Genomic DNA, 23,749 nt, shown 5'->3' with positions numbered 1-23,749 from the left:
GTTTCATATTTACCGTATCATTCAGGCATGACTCGCCCCGCCACACGAAGCCTTGTCGCACCGTTGGTCTACCTGGCAGCCCTCGTGCTGCTGCTCGAGGAATGGTGCTGGAACGCCGGCCTGCGCTTATGCCGCCTAGTTGCCCGCTGCTTTGCGCGCGTTTTCGCGCGCTGGCCGCTGCTGGCCGCGCTGGAACGGCGTGTGCGCGAGCTGCCGCCGTACGCGGCCCTGTGCGCCTTCCTGCTGCCCGGGCTGCTGCTGTTTCCCGTCAAGCTGCTGGCCCTGTGGGCGATCGCCAAGGGCCATGCGGCGTCCGGCGTCGCCTGCTTCGTCGCCGCCAAGCTGGGCGGCGCGGCCGTCGTGGCCAGGCTGTATGCGCTGACGCTGCCGACGCTGCTGGCGGTGGGCTGGTTCGCGCGCTGCCATGGCTCCTTCATGCGCATCAAGAACCGCTGCATCGCCTACCTGCGCGCCAGCAACGCCTATGTCAGGACGACGCGCGCCTTGCGCACCGCCAGGCTGAACTGGCGCCGCTGGCGCCGCCGTTCGCGCGCGCGCCCCGGAACCACGTTCGGCAGCCGCGACGGCAGCCACGTGGCCCGCGTGCTGCGCCGTTTCATCGTCCAGTGGCGCGCGCGGCGCCGCTGATCCTTCCCTCCCGACCAAGAGCCCGTCATGAGCCTCAACCTCCCCGTTTCCGGTACCGCCCAGTCGCCCGTCCTCGCCCCCGAGCTGCAATCCGGCATCACCGACGTCTACCTGTTCGATGCCGCCAACCTGCTGCTGGTCGACGCCAGCGCCGGCGCGCAGGCCAGCCTGGGCTACGACGCCGAGACGCTGCGCACGATGACCCCGTTCGACCTGGCGCCGGAACTGGAGCGCGGCAAGCTGGAAGACCTGCTGGAAGGACTGAGCCAGGATGCCGGGGCCCACGACAGCCTGCGCACCCAGTTCCAGCGCGCCGACGGCGGCACCTACCCGGCCAAGCTGCACTTCCTGCGCGTGGTGCGCGACGGCCGCCGCCTGCTGCTGGCGATCGACGACGACCTGGCGCTGGTGTACACCGTCGCCACCGCGCTGGAACAGTACCAGGCCCATTTCGACGCCGTGGTCGACCACACGCCGGGCCTCGTCTACCAGTTCGTGCAGTATGACGACGGCCGCGTCGCCTTCCCCTACCTGAGCGAGGGCTGCGGCGCGCTGCTGGGCATGTCGGCGGCGGAACTGCAGGAAGCGCCGCAGCGCTTCCTGGAACTGATCCTGCCGGACGACCGCAACGACTACCTGGACGAACTGGCCGCCTCGCAATCCGAACTGACCACGCTGAACTGGGAAGGCCGCATCTGGATCGACGCCTGGAAGGACGTCAAGTGGATCAACCTGCGCGCCACCCCGCTACCGCTGGAAGACGGCACGCAATGGGACGGCTTCATGACCAACATCACCGCCAGCCGCCTCGAGCAGGAAGAGATCCGCGCCTCGCGCGCGCGCCTGGCCGAGCTGAACGAGCACATCGAGCAGGTGAAGGAACAGGAACGCGCCCGCATCGCGCGCGAGATCCACGACGACCTGGGCGGCAACCTCACCGCGATCAAGATGGCGCTGGCGATGCTGGTCGAACGCCTGCCCGACGACCCGGCCCTGCGCGACAAGGCGCGCTATCTGGACGACCTGGTCGACCGCAGCATCGAGGCCGTGCACCGCATCTCGCTCGACCTGCGCCCGGCCATGCTGGACCTGGGCATCGTGGCCGCGCTCGACTGGCAGGCCAAGGAATTCGAGAAGCGCATGGGCATTCCCTGCATCTTCTGCAGCAACACCAGGGAAGTCGGGCTCGACGCGGACCACGCGGCCGCCCTGTTCCGCATCTTCCAGGAAGCGCTGACGAACATCGCCAAGCACGCCGAGGCGACCCGGGTCACCGTGGACCTCGACCGCCAGGGCCGCGACTTGCTCCTCACCATCTGCGATAATGGCCGCGGCATCGCGCCTTCCGACCGCCTCAAGCCGCAGTCCTTCGGCCTGCGCGGCATGAGCGAACGGGCCCGGGCCCTGGGCGGCACCCTGACCTTGTCGCCGGGCCCCGGCGGCGGCACGATGGTGGCCGTGAAGATCCGGCTGGACGCCCCGCAGGCGGCCGGCCAACCCTCGACAACGACAGCATGAGCGACAAGACCAGCATCCGCGTTTTTATTGCCGACGACCACGCCATCGTGCGCGAAGGCCTGAAACAGATCCTCGCCGAACAGCGCGACATCGCCGTCACCGGCGAGGCGGAGACGGGGCTGGATGCGGTCAAGCTGTTCCGCAAGTCGCGCTGCAACGTGCTGCTGCTGGACATCTCCCTGCCCGACCGCAACGGCATCGAGGTGCTCAAGCAGATCAAGAAGGAGAAGCCGGAGCTGGCCGTGCTCATGCTGTCGATGCACCGCGAGGACCAGTATGCGATCCGCGCGCTGAAGGCCGGCGCCGCCGGCTACCTGACCAAGCAGAGCGCGCCGCGCGAGTTGGTCACGGCGATCCGCCAGGTGGCTTCCGGCCAGCGCTATGTGAGCCCCGTGCTGGCCCAGGTGCTGGCGGCCCAGGTCGGCGACGACCACGAGGCGGCCCCGCACGAAGGCCTGTCCGACCGCGAATACCAGACGCTGACCATGATCGCCTCCGGCAAGACGGTCAGCGAGATCGCCGGCGAATTGTCGCTGTCGGTCAAGACCGTCAGCGAATACCGCTCGCGACTCTTATCCAAAATGAAACTTAAAACGAGTGCGGAATTGACGCATTACGCCATCCGTAACCAGCTGGTCGATTGATCTTTTGATCACACGTAAGTTGTAAGGACAAGACTACGATGTAATTCCGTGGTTTTTCCATGAATCAAGTCTTACAACTTCCAGTACCATGGGCGACATAATTATTCGAAGTCGCATCGTCCATCATGTCCAGCACCACGAACCCGCCTGGCGGCCAGAACCCGGCAGACATTGCCCGCGAAGCCTTCAAGCGCCTGGCCCTGCGCCGCATCGCGCCCACGCCCGAAGCCTACAGCGACATCTATCACGAGATCCTGGGCGTGGCGCCCGCGCCCGCTTCCGCCCCTGTTCCCGCCCCTGCTCCCGCGCCCGAGCCGGCTCAGGCGCCAGACCATGGCGCCGAGAACGTACTGTCCGGCTTTGCCACGCGCCTCGTGGAGACGCCCGGCGAGCTGGCCGACTTCGGCACGCGCCTGCACCGGGCCGCCAAGCAGCGCGACTGGGACGGCTACGCGCGCACGCTGGCGCAGCTGGCGGAAAAACACCTGCGCCGCCACACGCACCCCGTGATGGCGCTGGGCGTCGAGGACGCCGAAGCCAAGTTGCTGCGCGACGCCCTCGGCCGCACCCTCACGTTTGCCGTCGCCGCCCTGCTGCCGCCCAAGTCGCCGCTGGCGAACGAAGCGGAAGCGCTGGGCGCCGCGCTCAAGACGGCGCACGGCGATGACGCGCTGCAGGACATCGCGCGGCGCCTGAAGGAACTGTGCTACCAGATCGAACTCAAGAGCGGCGACCTGGGCGAGCAGCAGGAATTGCTGCTGCGCCTGTTCAAACTGTTGCTGGAAAACGTCAGCGGACTGCTGGACGACGACAGCTGGATGCGCGGCCAGATCGCCGCCGTCCAGGACCTGATCTCCGGCCCGCTCGACGGGCGCGCGCTGGAAGACGCCACGCGCAGCCTGAAGGACGTGATCTACAAGCAGAGCCAGCTCAAGCACGGCATCGCCGACGTCCGCTCGACCGTCAAGAACATGATGATGACGTTCATCGACCGCCTCGGCTCGGTGGCGGCGTCGACGGGCGACTTCCAGGAAAAGATCGGCGGCTTCTCGGAACGCATCCGCGGCGCCTCGAACATCGACGAATTGAACGAGGTGCTGGAAGAAGTGCTGCGCGAGACCCGCCATGTGCAGGCCGAGGCGCTGGATTCGCGCGAACAGATGCTCGCCGCGCACCAGGAAGTGCAGGAAGCCGAAGCGCGCATCCGCGACCTGGAAGCCAAGCTGCAGCACATGAGCGAGCTGGTGCGCGAAGACCAGCTGACGGGCAGCCTGAACCGCCGCGGCCTGGACGACGTGTTCGAACGCGAGACGGCCAGGGCCGACCGCCGCGGCACGCCGCTGTGCGTCGCCCTGCTCGACCTGGACAATTTCAAGAAGCTCAACGACACCTACGGCCACATCGCCGGCGACGGCGCCCTGCGCCATCTGGTCAAGGTGGTCAAGGACACGCTGCGCTCGATGGACGTGATCGCCCGCTTCGGCGGCGAGGAATTCCTGATCCTGCTGCCCGAAACGACGGTCGAAGCCGCCACGGCCGCGATGGTGCGGGTGCAGCGCGAGCTGACCCGCCACTTCTTCCTGCACGATAACGAGAAGATGCTCATTACCTTCTCCTGTGGGGTCGCGTTGCGGCACCAGAACGAGGAACAGGCGTCGCTGATGGCCAGGGCGGATCGGGCGATGTATCTGGCGAAGCAGAGCGGCAAGAATCGGGTGGTGGTGGCAGATTGACTATCGCGCGGATGGGCACGGCGAATTGCGTGCTCTCGCTTCTTATTTTGCGTAAACGTATAAACGTCAGCTCAACCGACTTTCAATCATGGCCATTCTTCATCGTACCCGTAACCTGACGGCTCTCGTGCCGCGCTACACCGAACGCTTCCGTTGCATCGGTCCTGCCTGCGAAGACACCTGTTGTGCAGGTTGGTACATCCGGATTGATAAGAAAACTTATAAAGCGTACCGCCAAAGTGATGACGCCGGAATGGGTGACCTGCTGGCGCAAAGCGTCCAGCGTGAAATGCAGTCGTCCGACGCGAATTCATATGCGCACTTGATCATGCGAGGAGAAGCACAGGAATGCAACCTGATGCAGGATGGTCTGTGCTCGGTACATCGGACACTCGGCGAAAGTTATCTTCCCGATACCTGCTTCAGCTATCCACGCAAAACGCGTATGTTCGCTGGGCAAGTCGAGCAAGGCCTGACATTATCCTGCCCAGAAGCAGCACGCCAAGCACTGCTTGCCGAAGACGCTTTCGAATTCGTCGAAGTGCCACTAGCAATACGCGATGGCACCCTCGACCAGATCAAGATGCGCCAGGGATTTCCGGTCGAGTTCATGAACGATATCCGCATCTTTTGCTTGAATGTCATGCAATCGCGCGCATTGCCTATTTGGCAGCGTCTTGCAATCTTGGGAGCGTTTTGCGAAAACCTTTCCAATGCGGCCCGTCAGGAACGACAGGCAACGGCGCCTGATCTCATCGAAAAATTCACGCACGCGGTCGAAGATGGCAGCCTATCCGTTGCGCTCGAAGCAGTCCAACCTCAGCATGCGATACAGGCAACCGTGTTTGCCGCGCTATGGGCCGAGCGCGGTTTTACCGGCCTGCGCGTTCAGGAGCAGCAGGTCGTTGACAGCATTGCTGCCAACCTCGGTGCGAACGTCAACGGGCAGACCAGTGCGCAGTCATTGGTTTCGTCCTATGTGCGCGGCCTGGAGCGTCTTGACCAGGTTCTTGCGGGAGCGCCTTACCTGCTCGAGAACTATCTGGTCAATGAATTGTTCGTACGCTTATTCCCATTCAGCACATCCGACATTTATATCGACTACGTGGCATTGGTCGCTCGCTTTGGCCTCCTGCGGTTCATGCTGGCCGCACAATGTAATACCAGTGGGGCGTTGCCGTCAGTAGATGCACTAGTTGCTACCGTCCAGGTGTATTGCCGGCGCTTCCAACATGACTCGGCATACAACAGCCGCATCATGCAGTCTTTATACGACAGTGGTTGGACTGACCTGGAAAAAATGTATAGCTTCTTGCGAAGCTGACCACCTTTTTTTCGAGGAAAAAGCGCGTTTGCCCCTCAAGTTTCTGCAGGGCCTGTCGTTTGGCGCTGTCTTCATATGAAGGCAGCGAAAAAAAACGAAAAAAGACGAAAAAAATCCTAAACTTTTTCCGTAAGGCACCGTTACCCAAAACAACAGCGGTTTGAATGTCACTGAACAGCGTGACAGACCAAAGTGAACCAGTGGCACGTCGCCACACCCCGCAAGACCTAAGTCGAGAGAGACTAACATGGCATCCGTAATCAATACCAACGTCGCATCCCTGAACGCCCAACGTAATCTGTCGTCGTCGCAAGCTTCGCTGAACACCTCGATCCAGCGCCTGTCCTCGGGCCTGCGTATCAACAGCGCCAAGGACGACGCAGCAGGTCTGGCAATCTCGGACCGCATGAATTCGCAGATCAAGGGCATGAATCAGGCGACCCGCAATGCGAACGATGGCGTGTCGATGGCACAAACCGCAGAAGGCGCACTGGCAAGCTCGGGCGACATCCTTCAACGTGTTCGCGAACTGGCAGTGCAATCGTCGAACGCATCGAACTCGGCCAGCGACCGCAAGGCACTGCAGACCGAAGTTACCCAGCTGACCTCGGAACTGAACCGCATCGCCGGTACCACCGAGTTCAACGGTACCAAGCTGCTGGATGGCACGATGGGCACCGCCAACTTCCAGGTCGGCGCCAATGCAGGCCAGCTGATCTCGATGACCGGCTCGAACTTCACCACGACGACCTACGGCAATAACAACCTGACCAAGGACGCACTCGGCGTTAGCAAGGATGGCAAAGTCGCTACCGGCGATCTGACCATCAACGGCTACCAAGGCTCGAAGACCATTACGTTCGACGCCGACATCAGCGCCAAGACTGCGGCTTCGCAAATCAACAACGTCACTGGTGATACCGGCGTGACCGCGACTGCGAAGACCGACATCTCGCTGAAAGCGACCGCAGGCAAGTCGTTCACTTTCGACCTGACTTCGGACAACACCACTGCAGCAAGCGTTTCGTTCACCGTCGGTTCGGCCGGCACCGCAGACGACTACTCGTCGGCGATCAGCGCTGTCAATGCCCAGACCGCGAAGACTGGCGTGACCGCTGCCTACGATGCCAACACGAAGAGCTTGAAGCTGACGAACGCTTCCGGTAACGACATCAAGCTGGAAAACAAATCGGCCGATGCAACCGCTACCGCTACCATGGACTCGTACAAGAAAGACGGTACGACCCTGAGCGCTTCGGCACAGGTACTGGACAACACCACCAACACCACCGGCGTTGGCAAAGGCAACATTACGCTGGATTCGGAACAAGGTTTCTCGACGAAAGACGGTACCACGGCCAGCGGTTGGGGCCTGGGTGGCAAGAATTCGGAACTGAAATCGGTCGCCAACATCGACGTCAGCACCTTCGATGGCGCGCAGGCAGCAATCAAGATTGCAGACGCAGCGCTGTCGAACGTCAACGGCCAGCGCGCTCAACTCGGCGCACTGCAATCGCGCTTCTCGTCGGCAATCTCGAACCTGGCAACTTCGACCGAGAACCTGTCGGCATCGAAGAGCCGCATCACTGACACCGACTTCGCTTCGGAAACCGCGAACATGACCCGCGGCCAGATCCTGCAGCAAGCTGGTACCTCGATGCTGGCCCAGGCAAACTCGCTGCCGAACGGCGTCCTGTCGCTGCTGCGTGGCTAATCGCTGAATCCAGCCACACTTTAGTGCAGTAATCGGTTCCTCGGCTGAAGAAATTCAGCCGAGGAATTTTTGCTAAGGGAACTCAACAATGAATATCCAACCCGTTGGTTCGCCCGTTACGACGAAGATCGAAGAGCGCCCGTCTCAGGCTGTCGACCAGCAAGGCGCTGTGTCTTCCGTAGCAAGCAAAACCAAGAGCGAGGGTCCTGAACCATCGCGCGAGGACGTGTCCGATGCCGTCAAGAAGCTCAACGAATCCATGCTCGGCTCCGCGCAGAGCCTGCAATTCTCGATCGACGAAGACACGAAGGACATCGTCGTCAAGGTGATCGACCAGGATACCAAGGAAGTTGTGCGCCAGATGCCGTCGAAGGAAGCGCTGGAAATCGCCAAGTCGCTCGACAAGATGCGTGGCCTGTTGATCAACCAGACTGCCTGATTGCCGGCAACACCGCATTGGAAAGCCGCTGCTGCCCTTGAGGCGCCAGCGGCTTTTTCTTTTCCGGCACCAGCTCAACCGTTCGATTTTGAATTGGATGGGATTTCCTGCTCTCAAGTACGAATTGCCGCTGCCGTTAATGACTTACATTATCGCTTTCACAGGAGAAAGAAGTGGGACTCAGTTCATCCGGTATTGGCTCAGGCCTCCCCGTCGATAGCCTCGTCAGCCAGCTGATGGCGGCCGAGTCCGCGCCGCTCAACAATTACGATACGAAGACGGCTGGGTACCAAGCCAAGTTGTCCGCCTATGGCAAGGTCAGCGCAGCTGTCGGCACCTTCCAGGCAGCGCTTACTTCGTTGAACTCCACGTCGACATTCAGCGCACTTTCGGCTGCCGCCAGTAACAAGGATGTGCTGACGGCTTCCACCAGCACCGGCGCGGTTGCGGGCAAGTACAAGATCAATGTTACGCAGCTTGCACAGGCACAGAGCCTTGTCACCGGTGGTAAAGCGAGTACCAGTGCCATGATCGGGGCAGGGGCTAAGACTACGCTGACGTTCCAGTTCGGCAGCGTCACGGGCGGAACCTTCGGCACGGCTGGCACCGCACTCGCACTCGGCATTGCTTCTTCCGGCATTCCCAGCGGCTCCCTGACGATCAACGGCACCGCCATCTCCACGTCTGGCACGACACGCAGCGCTCGTGATCTGGCTGCCGTCATCAACAATGAAAGTGATACCACGGGCGTCGTCGCCAAAGTCGGCACCACGACCACGGCCGGTGACCTTTTCAAGGCCTTCGGCGACGTGGCCGTCGCCAGTGGCGGCAGCTACAAGCTGTCGGTTGGCGGCGTCGAATTGGGCTCAGCGCAGGACGGAGAAACCGTTAGCGCCGCGAGCATCGACAGCTCTCTGGCCAGCAGCGCGACCAAGAATGCACTTGCAGCAGCCAATATCACGGTGACTGGCTCGGCTGCAAATGGCGATCTTCAGTTCATCGCTGCAGACGGATCGAACATCAACGTCGCTGAAACCGTCACGGGTGATGTCACCGGTGGTATTGGACAGGCCAGTGGCAACGCCAATAAGGGTTCCTCGACCACGGCCACCGCCGGCGTTACGCTTAGTTCGGCGGATGGAAGCCAGATTGTTATTGGTGGAAATAACCCTTCTGCTGCTGGATTCAAAGCCGGCAGCAGCGGCAGCTATATCGGTGCAGGCTTCAGCCAGGATGGCTCGCAGAACATGGGCACGGTTACGCTGGACGCTAAGGATCAGTCGCTGCAGGGAATCCGCGATGCCATCAATAAGGCAAATATCGGTGTGACCGCGACCATTGTCTCGGACGGTGGCGACAATCCCTACCATCTCGTCGTCACCTCGAATGCCACCGGCGCCAAGTCGTCGATGAAGATCAGTGTTGACGGTGTTGACGGCCAACCTGCCGACCCCGCAGTCGCTGCGCTGATGGGCTACGATCCCGCTGGCACGCAAGGCTTGACGCAGACCAGTGGTGCCCAGGATACGAAGCTGACCATGAACGGCATCGAAGTCACCAGCAAAGGCACGACAGTGAGCGACGCCATCCAAGGCGTGAGTCTGGACATTTCGTCACTCGGCAGCAGCACTCTGACGATTGCCAAGGATACGACTAGCGTATCCGACTCCATCAACGCTTTCGTCAAGGCTTACAATACCTTGAACTCGACGATCGCTGGCCTGACTAGCTACAACGCAGATACCAAGACCAGTGGCGCACTACAGGGCGACTCCTCTGTACGTTCGATCCAAACGCAGCTGCGACGCCAGCTCAGCACTACCGTCGAAGGTCTTGGTGGCAAGTTGACCAACCTCAGCCAGGTAGGTATTTCCTTCCAAAAGGACGGTAGCCTCGCCGTGGACTCGACCAAGTTAAATAATGCGATCACGAACAATTTCAGCGACATCGGAGGATTATTCGCTGCGATGGGTTCTGCCAGCGATGGCGGAATAACGTTCGACAAGTCGTCCTCGGCAACGAAACCCGGCGAATATGCCGTCAACATCACCAAGATGGCGACACAGGGATCACTGACGAGTACCAATACCTTGTCCGGCTCGACCAAGATTGCATCGAACACTACTTGGACTGTCACGCTGAACCAGACGGATCCCGCGACCGATAGCAAAGTCCAGAATATTTCTATCCCTGCAGGCACCTACGACAACACACAACTGGCAGCCATTCTGCGCGCGTCGATCAACGGCAATACGACATTCTCCGGCGCTGGTGATACTGTCGAGACGTCAGTGGACGCATCGGGTAAATTGAAATTATCGTCCAGTAAGTTCGGGGAAATGTCGAACATCTCCATCTCGGGCCTTACTGGCACCACGGTCAGCGAAATTTTCGGCAGTGCAACTGCAGTCAAAGGCAGCGATGTCGAAGGTACGATCGGCGGTGTAGCCGCGACCGGCAACGGCCAGACATTGACGGCTGCTGGCGGATCAGCAGCAGACGGGATTCAGCTGACCATTAAGAGTGGCACGGTCGGCGATCGCGGGAGCGTCACATTTTCGCAAGGCTACGCCTACCAGCTGACCAACCTGGCCGCCACCTTCACCGGCAAGGGCAGTCTCCTGCAGGGCAAGACCGACGGCATCAACGCCAGCATCAAATCGGTGGCCGACCAACGCGACAAGTTCAGCGACCGCCTGACCGCGATCGAAGCCCGCTACCGCGCCCAGTTCACCGCACTCGACACCATGCTGCAGTCGATGCAAAGCACGCAAAGTTATTTGACCCAGCAACTCGCGGCCATCGCCGCCAACAGCTAACACTGAATCACGGAGAAACCAAGATGTTTGGAACCATGAAACGCGGCGTCAACGCCTACGCCAACGTGGGCCTCGAGACCGGTATCGCCTCGGCCTCGCCGCACGCACTGATCATCATGCTGTACGACGGCGCCCTGGTCGCGCTGCTCAGCGCCAAGACGAATATCGCCGCCAACAACATCGCCGCCAAGGGCCAGGCGATCTCGAAGGCGATCACGATCATCGACAACGGCTTGCGCGCCTCGCTCGACCGCGACGCCGGCGGCGAGATCGCGGCCAACCTGGACGCCCTGTACGACTACATGAGCCGCCGCCTGCTGCACGCGAACATCAAGAACGACGTCGCCATCCTCGACGAGATCCACGGCCTGCTGGCGGACCTGCGCGGCGCCTGGGTGCAGATCGGCGAGAAGGTGAATCAACCGGTCGTCGCGCCGTCGCCGATGCCGAAAGCAGCCACGCTCGTGAGCGCTTGATTGGGACACGCCATGATGATGAACGGACAGGAAGTGGTCTCGGTGTATGAAGCGATGGTCGGCATCACGGACCAGATGCTGGCGGCGGCCAGCAGCAACGACTGGGACCGCCTGGTCCAGCTCGAGCACCAGTGCGCCGCCTGCGTGCGCCAGCTGAAGGACAATGGCGACGGCCAGCCGCTCGCCGGCCAGGAACGCGTGCGCAAGGTCGATGCGATCCGCAAGATGATGGCCGTCGACCGCAAGATCCGCGACCTGACGCAGCCGTGGATGGCCAACCTGTCCGCCCTGATGAACAACAACCAGACCGAACGCCGCCTGGCGCGCGCCTACGGCCTGTAAGCCCTTCTTCCTGAACCATGCTGTCGCGCGACCAGTTGTCCATTCCGCAGGTCGCCCGTACCGCACCGGTCGCGGCGACGCAGGGCGTCGCCGATCCGCGCCAGCAGGACTTCCAGCGCGCGCTCTCGGTCATGCTCGGCCAGTCGATGCAGGCCGAGGTGCTGTCGAAACTCCCCGACGGCAGCTTCATGGTGCGCGTGGCCGACATGGCGGCGCGCATGCCGCTGCCGAACGGCGCGCAGCCGGGCACCCAGGTGCCGCTGACGCTCGTCGCCATCCACCCCCGTCCCACCTTCCAGGTCCAGACCCAGCAAGGCACGCCCGCGTTCGTGGAAGCCGCCGCGGCCGACGCGCAGGGCGCCGCGGCGCATGCGCCGCTGACCTACCTGGAGGGCAAGGCGGCCGCCGCAATGACGCGCACGGCCGCCCTGCTCGCGAGCGCGCAGACGCTGGCCAGGGTGCCGGGTGGCGCGGCCGACGGCGCGAATGCCTCGATCAGCACGGCAGGCAAGGCGCTCGGCGACGTCATCGCCGCCGCGCAGAAGGCCGAGACCCAGGCGACGGCGGCGCTGGGCCGCACGCCCCTGCTGCCGGCCGCCAGCGCGGACGCCGGCCGGATCGCCGCGGCGCTGCAGGACGGCCTGGGCAAGAGCGGCCTGTTCTACGAATCGCACGTGGCCGACTGGGCGCAGGGCGCACGCACGCTGGGCGACCTGGCGGCCGAGCCGCAGGCGCGCGGCACGCCGGCCCCCACCGATCCGGCCACGGCCCAGTTCATCAACCTGCAATTGAACGCGCACGAACAGGGGCGCGTCGCCTGGCAGGGCCAGTTGTGGCCGGGCCAGGACCTGCATTGGGAAGTCGAGCGCGATGAACGCGATGCCCGCGATGGCGGCGGCAGCCGGGACGGCGGCGAAGCGGCGCCCACCTGGCAGAGCAGCCTGCGCCTGCGCTTCGGCGCGCTGGGCGAGATCGCGGCGCGCGTCGTGCTGTCGGGCGACCAGCTGCACATCCAGCTCGACGCCGCCAGCCGGGAAGCGGGCGACGCGATGCAGGCCGCGCGCGAACGCCTGAGCGACGCCCTGGCGGCGGCCGGCACGCCGCTGTCGACGCTGGCCATCAAGGCCGCGCCATCCCTACCATCCGCGCCGCCCGGGGAAGCCGCCGATGAGCAGCCCTGAACAGGAAGCACGGAAAAAACAGACGGCCGTCGCCCTCGCCTACGGGTCGGGCGACCCGGCGCCGAAGGTCGTGGCCAAGGGCCGCGGCCTGGTGGCCGAGCAGATCATCGGGCGCGCCAAGGAGGCCGGTGTGTTCGTGCACGAATCGAAGGAACTCGTGTCCCTGCTGATGCAGGTCGACCTGGACAAGCAGATTCCGCCAGGCCTTTACCGCGCCATTGCCGAACTACTGGCATGGTTATATTATATTGAGTCCGCGCAAGCTACCGGCCAGGCCGCTCCCCCGCCTCCGGATACGGCGCACCTCCTGCCCCCACAAGAAAAACCGGTTGGAACCGATGCAAGCAATCACTGATGCCGAACTGGCAGCCTGGCACGACTACGAAGTCGAGTCCCGCAGGGAGATCGTCGCGCTGCTGCGCCAGATCGCCGAAAAGAACCAGCTGGTACGCCTGCTGGTCAAGGGAGAGAACGACGTCTGCGTGACGTCGCTATTGAACGTCGATCCCGACACCGACACCGTCGTCATCGACCGTTCCGTCAACCTGGAACAAAACCAGCGCATCGTCGCGGCGGACCAGGTGCGCTGCGAAACCTCGCTCGACAAGATCCGCATCCTGTTCGCGCTGGAAAACCTGAGCGAGATCGCCTACCAGGGCGGCAGCGCGCTGCGCGCCGACATCCCGAAGAGCCTGATCCGCCTGCAGCGGCGCGAGTACTATCGCATGCCCACCCCCGTCTCGACGCCCGTGATGGCGACGATCCCGCTGCCCGCCGACCTCGGCGGCGGCACCGCCAGCTTCCCGCTGGGCGACATCAGCGTGGGCGGCATCGCCATCCTCGACAACCAGCACCGCCTCGGCACCACGGTCGGCGCCACCTTGGCCGGTTGCCGCATCGACCTGCCCGAGATCGGCCCCGTCACCTGCTCGCTGCAGATCCGCAACTCGCTGGACATGACGCTGCTGAACAACAAGACGACGCGGCGCCTGGGCTGCCAGTTCGTCGACATTTCGCGCGGCAACCTGGCCGGCGTGCAGCGCTATATCACGAAGCTGGAACGCGAGCGCAACGCCAGGCTGGCCGGCCTAGCCTGACACGCGTCGCCCCTGCGAAGGCAGGGGCCCAATTTTCGTGCGCAGCGGCGACGCGTACAAAATTAGGCCCCTGCCTGCGCAGGGGCGACGTTCGGCTTACCGACTGCAAATCGGCGCCAGCGTCTTCACCGCCGCATCCGTGCGGCTGCCCCGCTGCGCCTGCTCCCTGATGGCCGCCGCAATCGCCGCCCCCAACTTGTCCAGCGCCGCCCGGTGCCCCGCCACCAATGCCTCGTAGCCCGGCCCCACCGCTTCCTTGAACACGCTGCGGCACGTCAGCACCGCATCGGTCGTGCCCTGCCGCACGCTCCAGGTCGCGTCGATCAATGCATACGATCCCGGCGCGGACTCGAAGCGCTGGACGTTGGTGCTGATCCGGTACGTCGTCGCCCCGGCCGGCACCGGCGTGCGGTAGACGTCGATGGCGCCCAGCTCGGCGCTGACCTTCAGCGACAGCGCGCGGCCGATCTCGTCGGACAACGGCGCCGCCCAGCGGTGCTGTTCCAGCAGGTCGACGCGGCCCGGCCCTTCGCTCACGACGAGCTGGCTGCGCCGCACCTGGGCCGGCACGACGACGCCCATCACTTCGATGTAGACGGGGTTGGCGGCCGGCGCAGGCGTGGCAACGGAAGCGCCGCCTCCGCCGAGCGTATAGAAATGGTCTGGCGGGGTGCTGGCGCAAGCCGCCAGCACGGCGGCCGCACCGGCGAGGCCCAGACGGCGCAGGATGGTCACAACAGTCATTTCTTCTCCTTCGCTTTGCCGCGGATCAGCGACTCCGGATGGCGTTCCAGATAGTCCGCCAGGTTGTTCAGGGACTCCATGGTGCGCGACACGTCCTGCAGCGCCTGGCGCAGGTCGGATTGCAGCGGCGAATCCTGTTCCAGCAGGTGCTGTGCGCTGGCGAAGGTCTTGCGGGCCTCGCCCAGCGTCTGCTGCATCTCCGGCAAGACCTTGCCGTCGAGGTTCTTGAGCAGCGCATTGGCCTGCACCAGCGTCGCGTTCAGGTTCTTGCCGATGTCGTCGAACGGAATCTTGTCGAGCTTGCCCGCGATGCTGGAAAGCTGGCTCTGCAGTTCATCGAGCTGGCCCGGCACCGTCGGCAGCACGATGTCCTCGCCGCGCTCGGACAGCGCCGCCTTCGGCGCCTTCGGGAAGAAGTCGAGCGCGATGTACAGCTGGCTCGTGAGCAGGTTGCCCGTGCGCAGCTGGCCGCGCAGGCCGCGTCCCACCATGCGGGCAAGGATGTCGAGGCGGCCGCGCTCGCCGTAGTTCTCGACGAACGCACTGCCCAGGCGGTCCGGGTACATGTCCACCGTCACCGGCATGCGGAAGTCCTTGCGCGCGCGGTCGAATTCCACGCCCACGCTGCGCACCTCGCCCAGCACGATGCCGCGGAAGTCGAGCGGCGCGCCCGGCGCCAGGCCGCGCACCGACTGGTTGAAATACAGGACCGCCGTCACGGCCGGGCCATCGGGCGGACGCAGCGCCGCGGCGCGGTCGGCGCTCAGCACGAACCGGGTGCCGGCCGGCGCCGGGGTCGCCGGTTTCCTGCCGTTTTCCGATTCGAACGAGATGCCGCCCGTGGCCAGCGCCGCTAGCGACTGCGTGTTGAGCTTGAAGCCGCTGGCGTCCAGGCGCACGTCGACGCCGCTCGCATGCCACCAGCGCGCATTGGTGCCCACGAAGCCGACATAGGGTTCCTCGATGAAGACGGACAGGTCGACGCCGTCGCCGTCGCGGTCCAGTTCCGCCGTCGCCACCTGGCCCACGCGGATGCGCCGGTAGTACACGGGCGAGCCGGCCGACAGCGAGCCGAGGTTGGCGCCGTGCAGGCGGTATTCGCGCCCCTTCAGGCCGGGCGGCACGGGCGGCGGATTCTCGAGGCCCGTGAAGTCGGACTTCGTCACGCCGGACTTGCCCGGCGCCGCGCCGATGTAGGGACCGGACAGCAGCGTGCCCAGGCCCGATATGCCGCTCGCGCCGATCTGCGGCTTCACGACCCAGAAGCGGGTGTCCTCGGCGGCGAAGCGCTTCGCTTCCTTGGCCATCTCGATGGTGGCGACGACGCGCGCGCCGTCCGGGCCGAGCTTGACCGACGTCACCTGGCCGATGTCCACGTCCTTGAACTTGACCTTGGTCTTGCCCGCCTCCAGTCCCTCCCCCGTATTGAAGCTGACCGTGATCTTCGGGCCCTTGTTGGTCATCCAGTTGGCGACCTGCACGGCGCCGACGATGGCGGCCAGCACGGGGATCAGCCAGACCAGCGACGGCAGCCAGCGGCTGGGCCGGTCGACTTCCGGCGATGGCGGTTTCGCCGCCGGCGCCGGTGGGGGGGAAGCGGCGTTCCCGCCTTCCTCGTCATGCATGGTGTTCTCCGTTCGGTTCGATGGGATCCCAGATCAGGCGCGGGTCGAACTGCGCCGAGGCGATCATGGTGAGGATGACGACGCAGCCGAAGGCCAGCGCACCCGGTCCCGGGGTAATGGTCGCCAGCTGCTGGAAGCGCACCAGCGCGACCGTGAGCGTGACGACGAAGATGTCGAGCATGGACCAGCGGCCGATGAATTCGACCACGCGGTACAGGCGGGTGCGGCCGTGCGGCGCCCAGGTGGAGCGCCACTGCGCGGTGGCGGCCAGCAGGGCCAGCGCCAGCAGCTTCATGACGGGCACGGCGATGCTGGCGACGAAGATGATGATGGCCAGGCCTGGCGAGCCCGTGTTCCAGAACAGCGCCACGCCGCTCATGATGGTGTCGCCCTCGGCGCCGCTGCCCAGTGTCTCCGTCACCATGACGGGCAGGATGTTGGCGGGAATATACAGCAGCGCGGCCGCGGCCAGCAGCGCCCAGGTCCGGACGATGCTGTTGGGGATGCGCCGGTGCAGGCGCGCGCTGCAGCGGGCGCAGCGTTGCCCGTGTTCCGGGCCCGCTGCCGTGGCATTGACGAGGCCGCAGGCATGGCAGGCGACGAGCGCGCCGCCGGGCGGCCGGGCCACCGGTCGGTAGGGGTCCTTGCGCAGGTAGCGGTCGCCCAGCGCCCACAGCGAGCGCGGCTCGAAGCGCATGACGAGGGCGGCCAGGACGGTCAGCGCGCCGAAGGCGAACAGGCCCGGATGGGGCACGACGCGCGCCAGGCTCGTCATCTTGATGGCGGTGATCAGGATGCCGAGCATGAACACTTCCGTCATCGCCCAGTGGCGCGCCGCCTGCACGGTGCGCAGGCAGGCGTCGAAGCCGCGCACGCGGCGTCCGCGCCACAGCCCCCCCGCCACGTACAGCAGGGCGCCGAACTCGAGGGCGGGAAACACGAAGGCGAAGAAGAACACCATCACGGCGATGACCTGCATGTGCTCGCGCCACAGCACGCCGATGGCTTCGAGCAGCGTCACGCTGGTGGACAGGCCGGACAGTTCCAGCGACACGATGGGAAAGCACTGGGCGATCAGGTAGACGAGCATGGCGCCCAGCGTCACGGCCACGATCGACGAAGGACGCACGGCCGGCCCCGTCGCGTACCAGCGGTACAGCTCGCGGCGGCACTGCGTGCAGCGGGCCCGTTCGTGCGCCCGCAGGGCATGCCACCCGTGCAGGCGGCCGCAGTCGTGGCAGGCGATCGACTCCCCTTCCCTCATGCAGTGACTGCCAGGGCAAGGGGAGACGGGTGATTCGAGGATATGAATGGCAAGGCAACTCCGGCGCAATGAGTGAAACTGGTCTTGTTATTATGACCAGTTTCCCGGATGCTAATGCGCACGATTACGAGCCGCAATGGCCGAAAGTCCAAGGCCGGACAATCACACCTGCATGTTCATGATGCTCTGGTAAGCCGACACCAGCTTGTTGCGTACCTGCACGGTGGCCTGGAAACTGATGCTGGCCTTCTGCATCGCGATCATCGTGTCCGACAGGCTGACCGAATCGTCGCCCGAGGCGAAGCGCTTGCCCATGTCCTCGGCGCCGAGCTGGGCCTTGCTGACGTTGTCGAGCTGGGCCTTCAGGGCGTCCGAAAAACTGACCTTGCTGGACGACTCGGCCGCGCCCGGCTTGCCGATGCCGCCGATGCCGCCGATATTGCCCACGCCGCCCGTGGCGCCCGCCGCGCCGGCGCCGCCGGCCGCGGAGGCGCCCGCGGACGGCTTGGTGGCCGCCGCCTTCAGCTGCGCCATCATCGCTTCGATGCGGCTGCTGTCGATGCCGCCAATATTCATAGAGTGCCTCCCAAAAGCTTGCAGCGTGCGTGGCAGGAATGTCCACGCACCGGTTTCAGGCTTCCAGAATAGCAGCCGGCGGTAAAATGTTGCCCGGGAGAAGTGCGGTAAACATGGCCTTATTCGGCCCTTTGAATGTTGCCGCACGGTTCCATAATGGCGTCCATACCAAACACACCCTCCTTCCGACCTTGAACATGGCAACCGTAGCGGATCCTACTCTCGACAGCGACATCGATGCCGGCGCACAAGCGCCGAAGCCGAAGTACTGGGAAACCCCGATGGGCAAGAAGGTCGTCGCCGGTGGCGCGGCCGCCCTGGTGCTGGCCGTCGTCGCCGCGATCTGGCTGTGGAGCTCGGCGCCGGAATACCGCGTCCTGTTCTCCAACTACACGGACCGCGACGGCGGCGCGATCACCGCGTCGCTCGACCAGATGGGGGTCAAGTACAAGTTCTCCGATGGCGGCACCGCGATCCTGGTGCCGGCCGACCAGGTGGCGAGCCTGCGCCTGAAGCTGGCCTCGCAAGGCCTGCCGCGCGCCGGCAACGTCGGCTTCGAGCTGCTGGAAAACCAGAAGCTGGGCACCTCGCAGTTCGTCGAGCAGGTCAATTACCAGCGTTCGCTGGAGGGCGAGCTGGCCAATTCGATCCAGGCGCTGTCGGCCGTCAGCTCGGCACGCGTGCACCTGGCGCTGCCCAAGCCGTCCGTGTTCGTGCGCGACCAGCAGAAGCCGACCGCGTCGGTGCTGCTGAACCTGCAGCCGGGCCGCGCGCTGGACCAGTCGCAAGTGAACGCCATCGTGCACATGGTCGCCTCGTCGATCCCGGAACTGACGGCCGCCAACGTCACCGTCGTCGACCAGAACGGCGCCCTGCTGTCGGACACCGCCAACAAGGCCGGCAAGCAGCTCGATCCGAACCAGTTGAAGTACGTCGAGGCCCTGCAGCAGAACATCGTCAAGCAGGTCGAGTCGATCATCGCCCCGCTGGTGGGCCAGAACAACGTGCGCGCCGAAGCGACCGCCGAAGTGGACTTCGCCCAGGTCGATACCGCCGCCGAGATGTACAAGCCGAATTCGCCGCCGGAGCCGCAGGCGATCCGCAGCCAGCAGACGTCGGAATCGACGGGTCCGGGCAGCGCCAATCCGTCCGGCGTGCCGGGCGCGCTGTCGAACCAGCCGCCGGGCGTGGCCACGGCGCCGATCGAAGGCGGCGCGCCGGCCCAGCCGGCCGCCAGCACGGCGCCGACGCACAAGGATTCGACCACCAACTACGAAGTCGACAAGACCCTGCGCTTCGAGCAGAAGCCGATGGGCGGCATCAAGCGCCTGACCGTGGGCGTGGTGGTGAACTACCGCCGCATCGTCGACCCGGCCACCGGCAAGGTGTCGATCAAGGCCCTGACGGCCGCCGAAGTGGCCCAGATCAACGAACTGGTCAAGCAGGCGATGGGCTACAGCCAGCAGCGCGGCGACACGCTGAACGTCACCAACGCCCCGTTCGACGGCGTCGACAAGCCGGCCGAGCTGGGACCGGACTGGTGGAAGGACCCGGCCAACCTGCCGCTGGCCAAGGACATCGCGAAATACCTGTTCATCGCCCTGGTGCTGGCCTTCCTGTACTACCGGATCCTGCGCCCGATCCTGAAGCCGGTGATGAAGACCTTCGACAAGGCGGTCGAGATGCCGGAAGAGCCGGAGCCGGAAGAACCCGAGCCGGAACCGGAACCCGATCCGGAAGAGGAAGCCGAGCTGGCACGCCAGGCGGAAGAAGAGAAGCAAGTGATCCTCTACAAGAACAATCTGGACATGGCGAAGAGCCTCGCACAAAACGACCCGCGCATCGTCGCGAACGTGATCAAGGAATGGTTGGGAGCTGAACAATGAGCGACAAGGACAAGGACACCACCAAGGCAGCCATCCTGATGCTGGCGCTGGGCGAGTCGGAAGCGGCCGAGGTCATGAAGTACCTGGGCCCGCGCGAAGTGCTGAAGCTGGGCGCCGCGATGGCGCAGATGAAGGCCGTGCAGCACGAGGAAGTGACCACCGTGCTGGCCGAGTTCCGCGAACGCGTGGACCTGCAGTCGACCGTCGGCCTCGATTCGGACGAATACATCCGCCAGGTGCTGACCAAGGCGCTGGGCGACGACAAGGCGGCCGTGCTGCTGAACCGTATCCTGGGCGGCAAGGACGCGTCCGGCATCGAGAGCCTGAAGTGGATGGACTCGCAGTCGGTGGCCGAACTGATCCGCAACGAGCACCCGCAGATCATCGCCACCATCCTCGTGCACCTGGAACGCGACCAGGCCTGCGAGATCCTGTCGCACTTCACCGACCGCCTGCGCAACGACGTGGTGCTGCGTATCGCCACGCTGGACGGCGTGCAGCCGGCCGCGCTGCGCGAGCTGAACGACGTGCTGACCAAGCTGCTGTCGGGTAACGAGCACATCAAGAAGTCCTCGCTGGGCGGCGTGCGTACCGCGGCCGAGATCCTGAATTTCATGAGCGGCGACCAGGAAAGCTCGGTGATGGAAAACATCAAGAACTACGACAACGACATGGCGCAAAAGATCATGGACGAGATGTTCGTGTTCGACAACATCATCGACATCGACGACCGCGGCATCCAGCTGCTGCTGCGCGAGGTGCAGTCGGAGATGCTGATCATCGCCCTGAAAGGCGCCTCGCAGGACTTGCGCGAGAAGATTTTCAAGAACATGTCGCAGCGTGCGGCGGAGATGATGCGCGAGGATCTCGAATCGAAAGGCCCCGTGCGCCTGTCCGAAGTAGAATCGCAGCAGAAGCAGATCCTGCAAATCGTGCGCCGCCTCGCCGACGAAGGCCAGATCGTTCTTGGCGGCAAAGGTGAAGACTCGTTCATTTAATGGCTATCTCGAAAGAATCGCAATCCGCCTACCAGCGTTGGGAGATGACGTCGTTCGGCGACGAACGTCCCAGCGCCGTGGCCCAGCGCCGCGCCGCCGAAGCGGCGGCGGCCGCCGCCGCCGCGCCCCCTCCTCCGCCGCCGGAACCGGCTGCGCCGGCCATTCCCCTGCCCACCATCGAGGAAATCGAGGCGATCCACGAGGCGGCGCGCCAGGAAGGCTTCGAGCAGGGCCACGCCGAGGGCTTGCAGTCCGGCCATGACGCCGGCTACCAGGACGGCCTGGCCCAGGGCCGCGCGGAAGCGGCCGAGGAAGCGGCGCGCCTGAAGGAACTGGCGGCCAGCTTCGGCGACGCCGTCACCTACGCCGACGAGGCGATCTCGCACGACGTGCTGGAACTGGCGCTGAACCTGGCCAGGAACATGGTGCGCATCGCGCTCGACGTGAAGCCGGACCTGATCATCCCCATCGTGCGCGAGGCGATCGACTACCTGCCCACGCTGCAGCACCCCGCCATCCTGTTCCTGAATCCGGAAGACGTCCCCATCGTCAAGAACGGCATGGCGCACGAGCTCGAGACGGGCGGCTGGCGCATCGTCGAGGACGAGCACATCGCGCGCGGCGGCTGCCGCGTCGAGACGGCCAGCAACCAGATCGACGCCCAGGTCGCGCAGCGCTGGCAACGCCTGGCGCATGCGCTGGGCAAAGACACGGAGTGGCTGGAGTGAGCGCGGTGCCCGCCGACGCAGTTGGCCACCTCGCTGGCCACGTCGCTGGCGAAGACCCCGGCCCGGCCGCCGACCCGGCCCGCCACACGGGCCGCCACACGGGCCGCTGGAAGGCCTACCTGAAGGATTGCGGCAACGTGCTCGACATCGTCGAGCCGATGCAGGTCTCGGGCCGCGTCACGCGCGTGGCCGGCCTGGTGATGGAATGCGTGGGCATCAAGCTGGCCGTCGGCGCCGCCTGCGAGATTCCCGTGGCGTCGGGCGCAAGGATCGAGGCCGAAGTGGTCGGCTTCGAGGGCGAGCGCCTGTTCCTGATGCCGCAGAGCGACGTCGAAGGCGTCGTGCCCGGCTCGCGCGTGTTTCCGGTGGAGCCGGCGATCCCGAAGCCCGGCAGCGTGGCGCACCCGCGCCGCCGCCCGGCCGACCGCGCGCGCCACCTGCCCGTCGGCTGGGGCCTGCTGGGCCGCGTCGTCGACGCCGCCGGCCGCCCGCTCGACAGCAAGGGACCGATCGAGACCACCGAGATGGGCCCGCTCAACGCGCGCCCCATCAACCCGCTCGACCGCGTGCCGATCTCGGAGACGCTGGACGTGGGCGTGCGCGCCATCAACGCCATGCTGACCGTGGGCCGCGGCCAGCGCCTGGGCCTGTTCGCCGGCACCGGCGTCGGCAAGTCGGTGCTGCTGGGGATGATCGCGCGCTACACGACGGCCGACGTGATCGTCGTCGGCCTGATCGGCGAGCGCGGCCGCGAGGTCAAGGAATTCATCGAGCAGATCCTGGGTCCGGAAGGCCTGGCGCGCTCGGCCGTCGTGGCCGCGCCGGCCGACTCCCCGCCGCTGATGCGCCTGCAGGGCGCCGCGTATGCCACCGCCATCGCCGAGCATTTCCGCGACCAGGGCAAAAGCGTCATGCTGATCATGGATTCGCTGACCCGCTACGCAATGGCGCAGCGCGAGATCGCGCTGGCGATCGGCGAGCCGCCGGCGACGAAAGGCTATCCGCCGTCCGTGTTCGCCAAGCTGCCCGTGCTGGTGGAACGGGCCGGCAACGGCCACGAGGGGGGCGGCTCGATCACGGCGTTCTATACGGTACTGTCCGAGGGCGACGACCAGCAGGATCCCATCGCCGACGCGGCGCGCGGCATCCTGGACGGCCACATCGTGCTCAACCGCCGCCTGGCCGAGGCCGGCCACTATCCCGCCATCGACATCGAGCAGTCGATCTCGCGCGCCATGCACAACATCACGTCGCGCGAGCACCAGATGGCGGCGCGCCAGCTCAAGCAGCTGTACTCGCGCTACGAGCGCTCGCGCGACCTGATCACGGTGGGCGCCTACGCCGCCGGCTCCGACCCGGTGCTGGACAAGGCGATCAAGCTGCACGACCGCATCGAGGGCTTCCTGTGCCAGGAAATCCACGACAACACGACCATGCTGCAGAGCTTGGGGGAATTGACCTCGCTATTCGACTGATTGAAAAGTTGCAGCTGGGCATATACTGGGCCTCATTATGTCCACCATGTCCGCTCTCGAAACACTCATCGACCTGGCCCAGCGCGAATCCGACGCCTGCGCCAAGCGCCTGGCCGCCGCCATGAAGGCGGTCGAGGACGCGGAGCAGAAGCTGCAAATGCTGCACGGCTACCGCGACGATTATGCGAACCGGCTGGACGCGGCCATGGTGGCCGGCATCACCCCGTTCGCGCGCCAGAATTTCGTCGCCTTCCTGGACAAGCTGGACGCGGCCGTGAATGGCCAGGCCGAGGTGATCCAGCATGCGCAGCGCAAGGCCGAGAAGGAAAAGAAGGCCTGGCAGGAAAGCGAGCGGAAACGCCTGTCCTACCGCACGCTGACCGAGCGCGCGGCGGCCCAGGCGCTCGCGCTGGACAACAAGCGCGACCAGAAAATGATGGACGACTACGCGGCGCGTTCGGCACGCCGCAACAGCAATTAGTACCGATCAACTTAGTACAGATCAACTTAGTACCGAT

At 64.8% G+C, this 23,749-nt stretch carries 22 protein-coding genes; 18 read left to right on the top strand and 4 right to left on the bottom strand.

Annotated features, from left to right (window positions below):
- The first annotated feature begins 27 nt into the window (after positions 1-27).
- From ACI1V7_RS00950 to ACI1V7_RS00890, 13 genes are all read left to right on the top strand, one after another.
- Positions 28-648 carry a hypothetical protein gene (locus tag ACI1V7_RS00950; RefSeq protein WP_404529919.1) on the top strand — a complete coding sequence of 207 codons (621 nt, stop codon included), beginning with the start codon at positions 28-30 and terminating at the stop codon, positions 646-648.
- Positions 649-675: 27 nt separating this feature from the next.
- Positions 676-2,166 (top strand): sensor histidine kinase, encoded by a 1,491-nt coding sequence (locus ACI1V7_RS00945; RefSeq protein ID WP_404529918.1) that lies wholly within the window; start codon positions 676-678, stop codon positions 2,164-2,166.
- Positions 2,163-2,810, top strand: coding sequence for a response regulator (locus tag ACI1V7_RS00940; protein ID WP_404529917.1), 648 nt, complete (start codon positions 2,163-2,165; stop codon positions 2,808-2,810). The genes ACI1V7_RS00945 and ACI1V7_RS00940 overlap by 4 nt, the downstream gene beginning before the upstream one ends.
- A gap of 125 nt (positions 2,811-2,935) precedes the next feature.
- Positions 2,936-4,543, top strand: coding sequence for a GGDEF domain-containing protein (locus ACI1V7_RS00935; RefSeq protein ID WP_404529916.1), 1,608 nt, complete (start codon positions 2,936-2,938; stop codon positions 4,541-4,543).
- Between the two features lie 88 nt (positions 4,544-4,631).
- Positions 4,632-5,867 (top strand): flagellin lysine-N-methylase, encoded by a 1,236-nt coding sequence (gene fliB / locus ACI1V7_RS00930; RefSeq protein WP_404529915.1) that lies wholly within the window; start codon positions 4,632-4,634, stop codon positions 5,865-5,867.
- A 247-nt stretch (positions 5,868-6,114) separates the two neighbouring features.
- Positions 6,115-7,581: a flagellin N-terminal helical domain-containing protein gene (locus tag ACI1V7_RS00925; RefSeq protein ID WP_404529914.1), complete on the top strand. Its 1,467-nt coding sequence runs from the start codon at positions 6,115-6,117 to the stop codon at positions 7,579-7,581.
- An 88-nt stretch (positions 7,582-7,669) separates the two neighbouring features.
- Positions 7,670-8,020 (top strand): flagellar protein FlaG, encoded by a 351-nt coding sequence (locus tag ACI1V7_RS00920; protein WP_404529913.1) that lies wholly within the window; start codon positions 7,670-7,672, stop codon positions 8,018-8,020.
- Between the two features lie 173 nt (positions 8,021-8,193).
- The gene (fliD, locus tag ACI1V7_RS00915) at positions 8,194-10,839 is read left to right on the top strand and encodes a flagellar filament capping protein FliD (RefSeq protein ID WP_404529912.1); all 2,646 of its coding nucleotides are present in this window, start codon (positions 8,194-8,196) and stop codon (positions 10,837-10,839) included.
- Positions 10,840-10,862: 23 nt separating this feature from the next.
- Complete coding sequence (gene fliS / locus ACI1V7_RS00910; protein ID WP_404529911.1) at positions 10,863-11,315, top strand: flagellar export chaperone FliS; 453 nt, start codon at positions 10,863-10,865, stop codon at positions 11,313-11,315.
- A gap of 12 nt (positions 11,316-11,327) precedes the next feature.
- Complete coding sequence (locus tag ACI1V7_RS00905; RefSeq protein WP_404529910.1) at positions 11,328-11,657, top strand: flagellar protein FliT; 330 nt, start codon at positions 11,328-11,330, stop codon at positions 11,655-11,657.
- 17 nt (positions 11,658-11,674) lie between these two features.
- Positions 11,675-12,838, top strand: coding sequence for a flagellar hook-length control protein FliK (gene fliK, locus ACI1V7_RS00900; RefSeq protein WP_404529909.1), 1,164 nt, complete (start codon positions 11,675-11,677; stop codon positions 12,836-12,838).
- Positions 12,825-13,193, top strand: a complete 369-nt coding sequence (locus ACI1V7_RS00895; protein ID WP_404529908.1) for an EscU/YscU/HrcU family type III secretion system export apparatus switch protein — start codon at positions 12,825-12,827, stop codon at positions 13,191-13,193. The genes fliK and ACI1V7_RS00895 overlap by 14 nt, the downstream gene beginning before the upstream one ends.
- On the top strand, positions 13,177-13,935 hold the full coding sequence (locus ACI1V7_RS00890) for a flagellar brake protein (RefSeq protein WP_404529907.1): 759 nt from the start codon (positions 13,177-13,179) through the stop codon (positions 13,933-13,935). Before ACI1V7_RS00895 ends, ACI1V7_RS00890 begins: the two co-directional genes overlap by 17 nt.
- A gap of 96 nt (positions 13,936-14,031) precedes the next feature.
- On the opposite strand, the gene ACI1V7_RS00885 is transcribed toward ACI1V7_RS00890, so the two are convergent.
- The 4 genes from ACI1V7_RS00885 to fliE all read right to left on the bottom strand — a co-directional run bounded on the left by ACI1V7_RS00885 (position 14,032) and on the right by fliE (position 18,144).
- The gene (locus ACI1V7_RS00885; protein WP_404529906.1) at positions 14,032-14,679 is read right to left on the bottom strand and encodes a PqiC family protein; all 648 of its coding nucleotides are present in this window, start codon (positions 14,677-14,679) and stop codon (positions 14,032-14,034) included.
- On the bottom strand, positions 14,676-16,304 hold the full coding sequence (locus ACI1V7_RS00880; RefSeq protein WP_404529905.1) for a PqiB family protein: 1,629 nt from the start codon (positions 16,302-16,304) through the stop codon (positions 14,676-14,678). The genes ACI1V7_RS00885 and ACI1V7_RS00880 overlap by 4 nt, the downstream gene beginning before the upstream one ends.
- A complete protein-coding gene (locus ACI1V7_RS00875; protein WP_404529904.1) occupies positions 16,297-17,568 on the bottom strand; it encodes a paraquat-inducible protein A in 1,272 nt (423 codons plus the stop codon). Before ACI1V7_RS00875 ends, ACI1V7_RS00880 begins: the two co-directional genes overlap by 8 nt.
- A 162-nt stretch (positions 17,569-17,730) precedes the next feature.
- Positions 17,731-18,144, bottom strand: a complete 414-nt coding sequence (fliE, locus tag ACI1V7_RS00870) for a flagellar hook-basal body complex protein FliE (RefSeq protein WP_404529903.1) — start codon at positions 18,142-18,144, stop codon at positions 17,731-17,733.
- Between the two features lie 197 nt (positions 18,145-18,341).
- On the opposite strand from fliE, the gene fliF reads away from it, so the two are divergent.
- The 5 genes from fliF to fliJ all read left to right on the top strand — a co-directional run bounded on the left by fliF (position 18,342) and on the right by fliJ (position 23,712).
- A complete protein-coding gene (gene fliF / locus ACI1V7_RS00865) occupies positions 18,342-20,030 on the top strand; it encodes a flagellar basal-body MS-ring/collar protein FliF (protein WP_404529902.1) in 1,689 nt (562 codons plus the stop codon).
- Positions 20,027-21,028, top strand: coding sequence for a flagellar motor switch protein FliG (gene fliG / locus ACI1V7_RS00860; protein WP_404529901.1), 1,002 nt, complete (start codon positions 20,027-20,029; stop codon positions 21,026-21,028). The genes fliF and fliG overlap by 4 nt, the downstream gene beginning before the upstream one ends.
- Positions 21,028-21,756: a flagellar assembly protein FliH gene (gene fliH / locus ACI1V7_RS00855; RefSeq protein WP_404529900.1), complete on the top strand. Its 729-nt coding sequence runs from the start codon at positions 21,028-21,030 to the stop codon at positions 21,754-21,756. The genes fliG and fliH overlap by 1 nt, the downstream gene beginning before the upstream one ends.
- A 158-nt stretch (positions 21,757-21,914) precedes the next feature.
- Positions 21,915-23,231 (top strand): flagellar protein export ATPase FliI, encoded by a 1,317-nt coding sequence (gene fliI / locus ACI1V7_RS00850; protein WP_404531517.1) that lies wholly within the window; start codon positions 21,915-21,917, stop codon positions 23,229-23,231.
- A 37-nt stretch (positions 23,232-23,268) separates the two neighbouring features.
- Positions 23,269-23,712 carry a flagellar export protein FliJ gene (fliJ, locus tag ACI1V7_RS00845; protein WP_404529899.1) on the top strand — a complete coding sequence of 148 codons (444 nt, stop codon included), beginning with the start codon at positions 23,269-23,271 and terminating at the stop codon, positions 23,710-23,712.
- Positions 23,713-23,749 lie beyond the last annotated feature (37 nt).

This window comes from Massilia paldalensis, from assembly GCF_044901715.1.
Classification (GTDB): Bacteria; Pseudomonadota; Gammaproteobacteria; order Burkholderiales; family Burkholderiaceae_D; genus Telluria; species Telluria paldalensis.
Note: the sequence above shows the minus strand (reverse complement) of the source record. Positions and strands in the feature narration are given on the sequence as shown.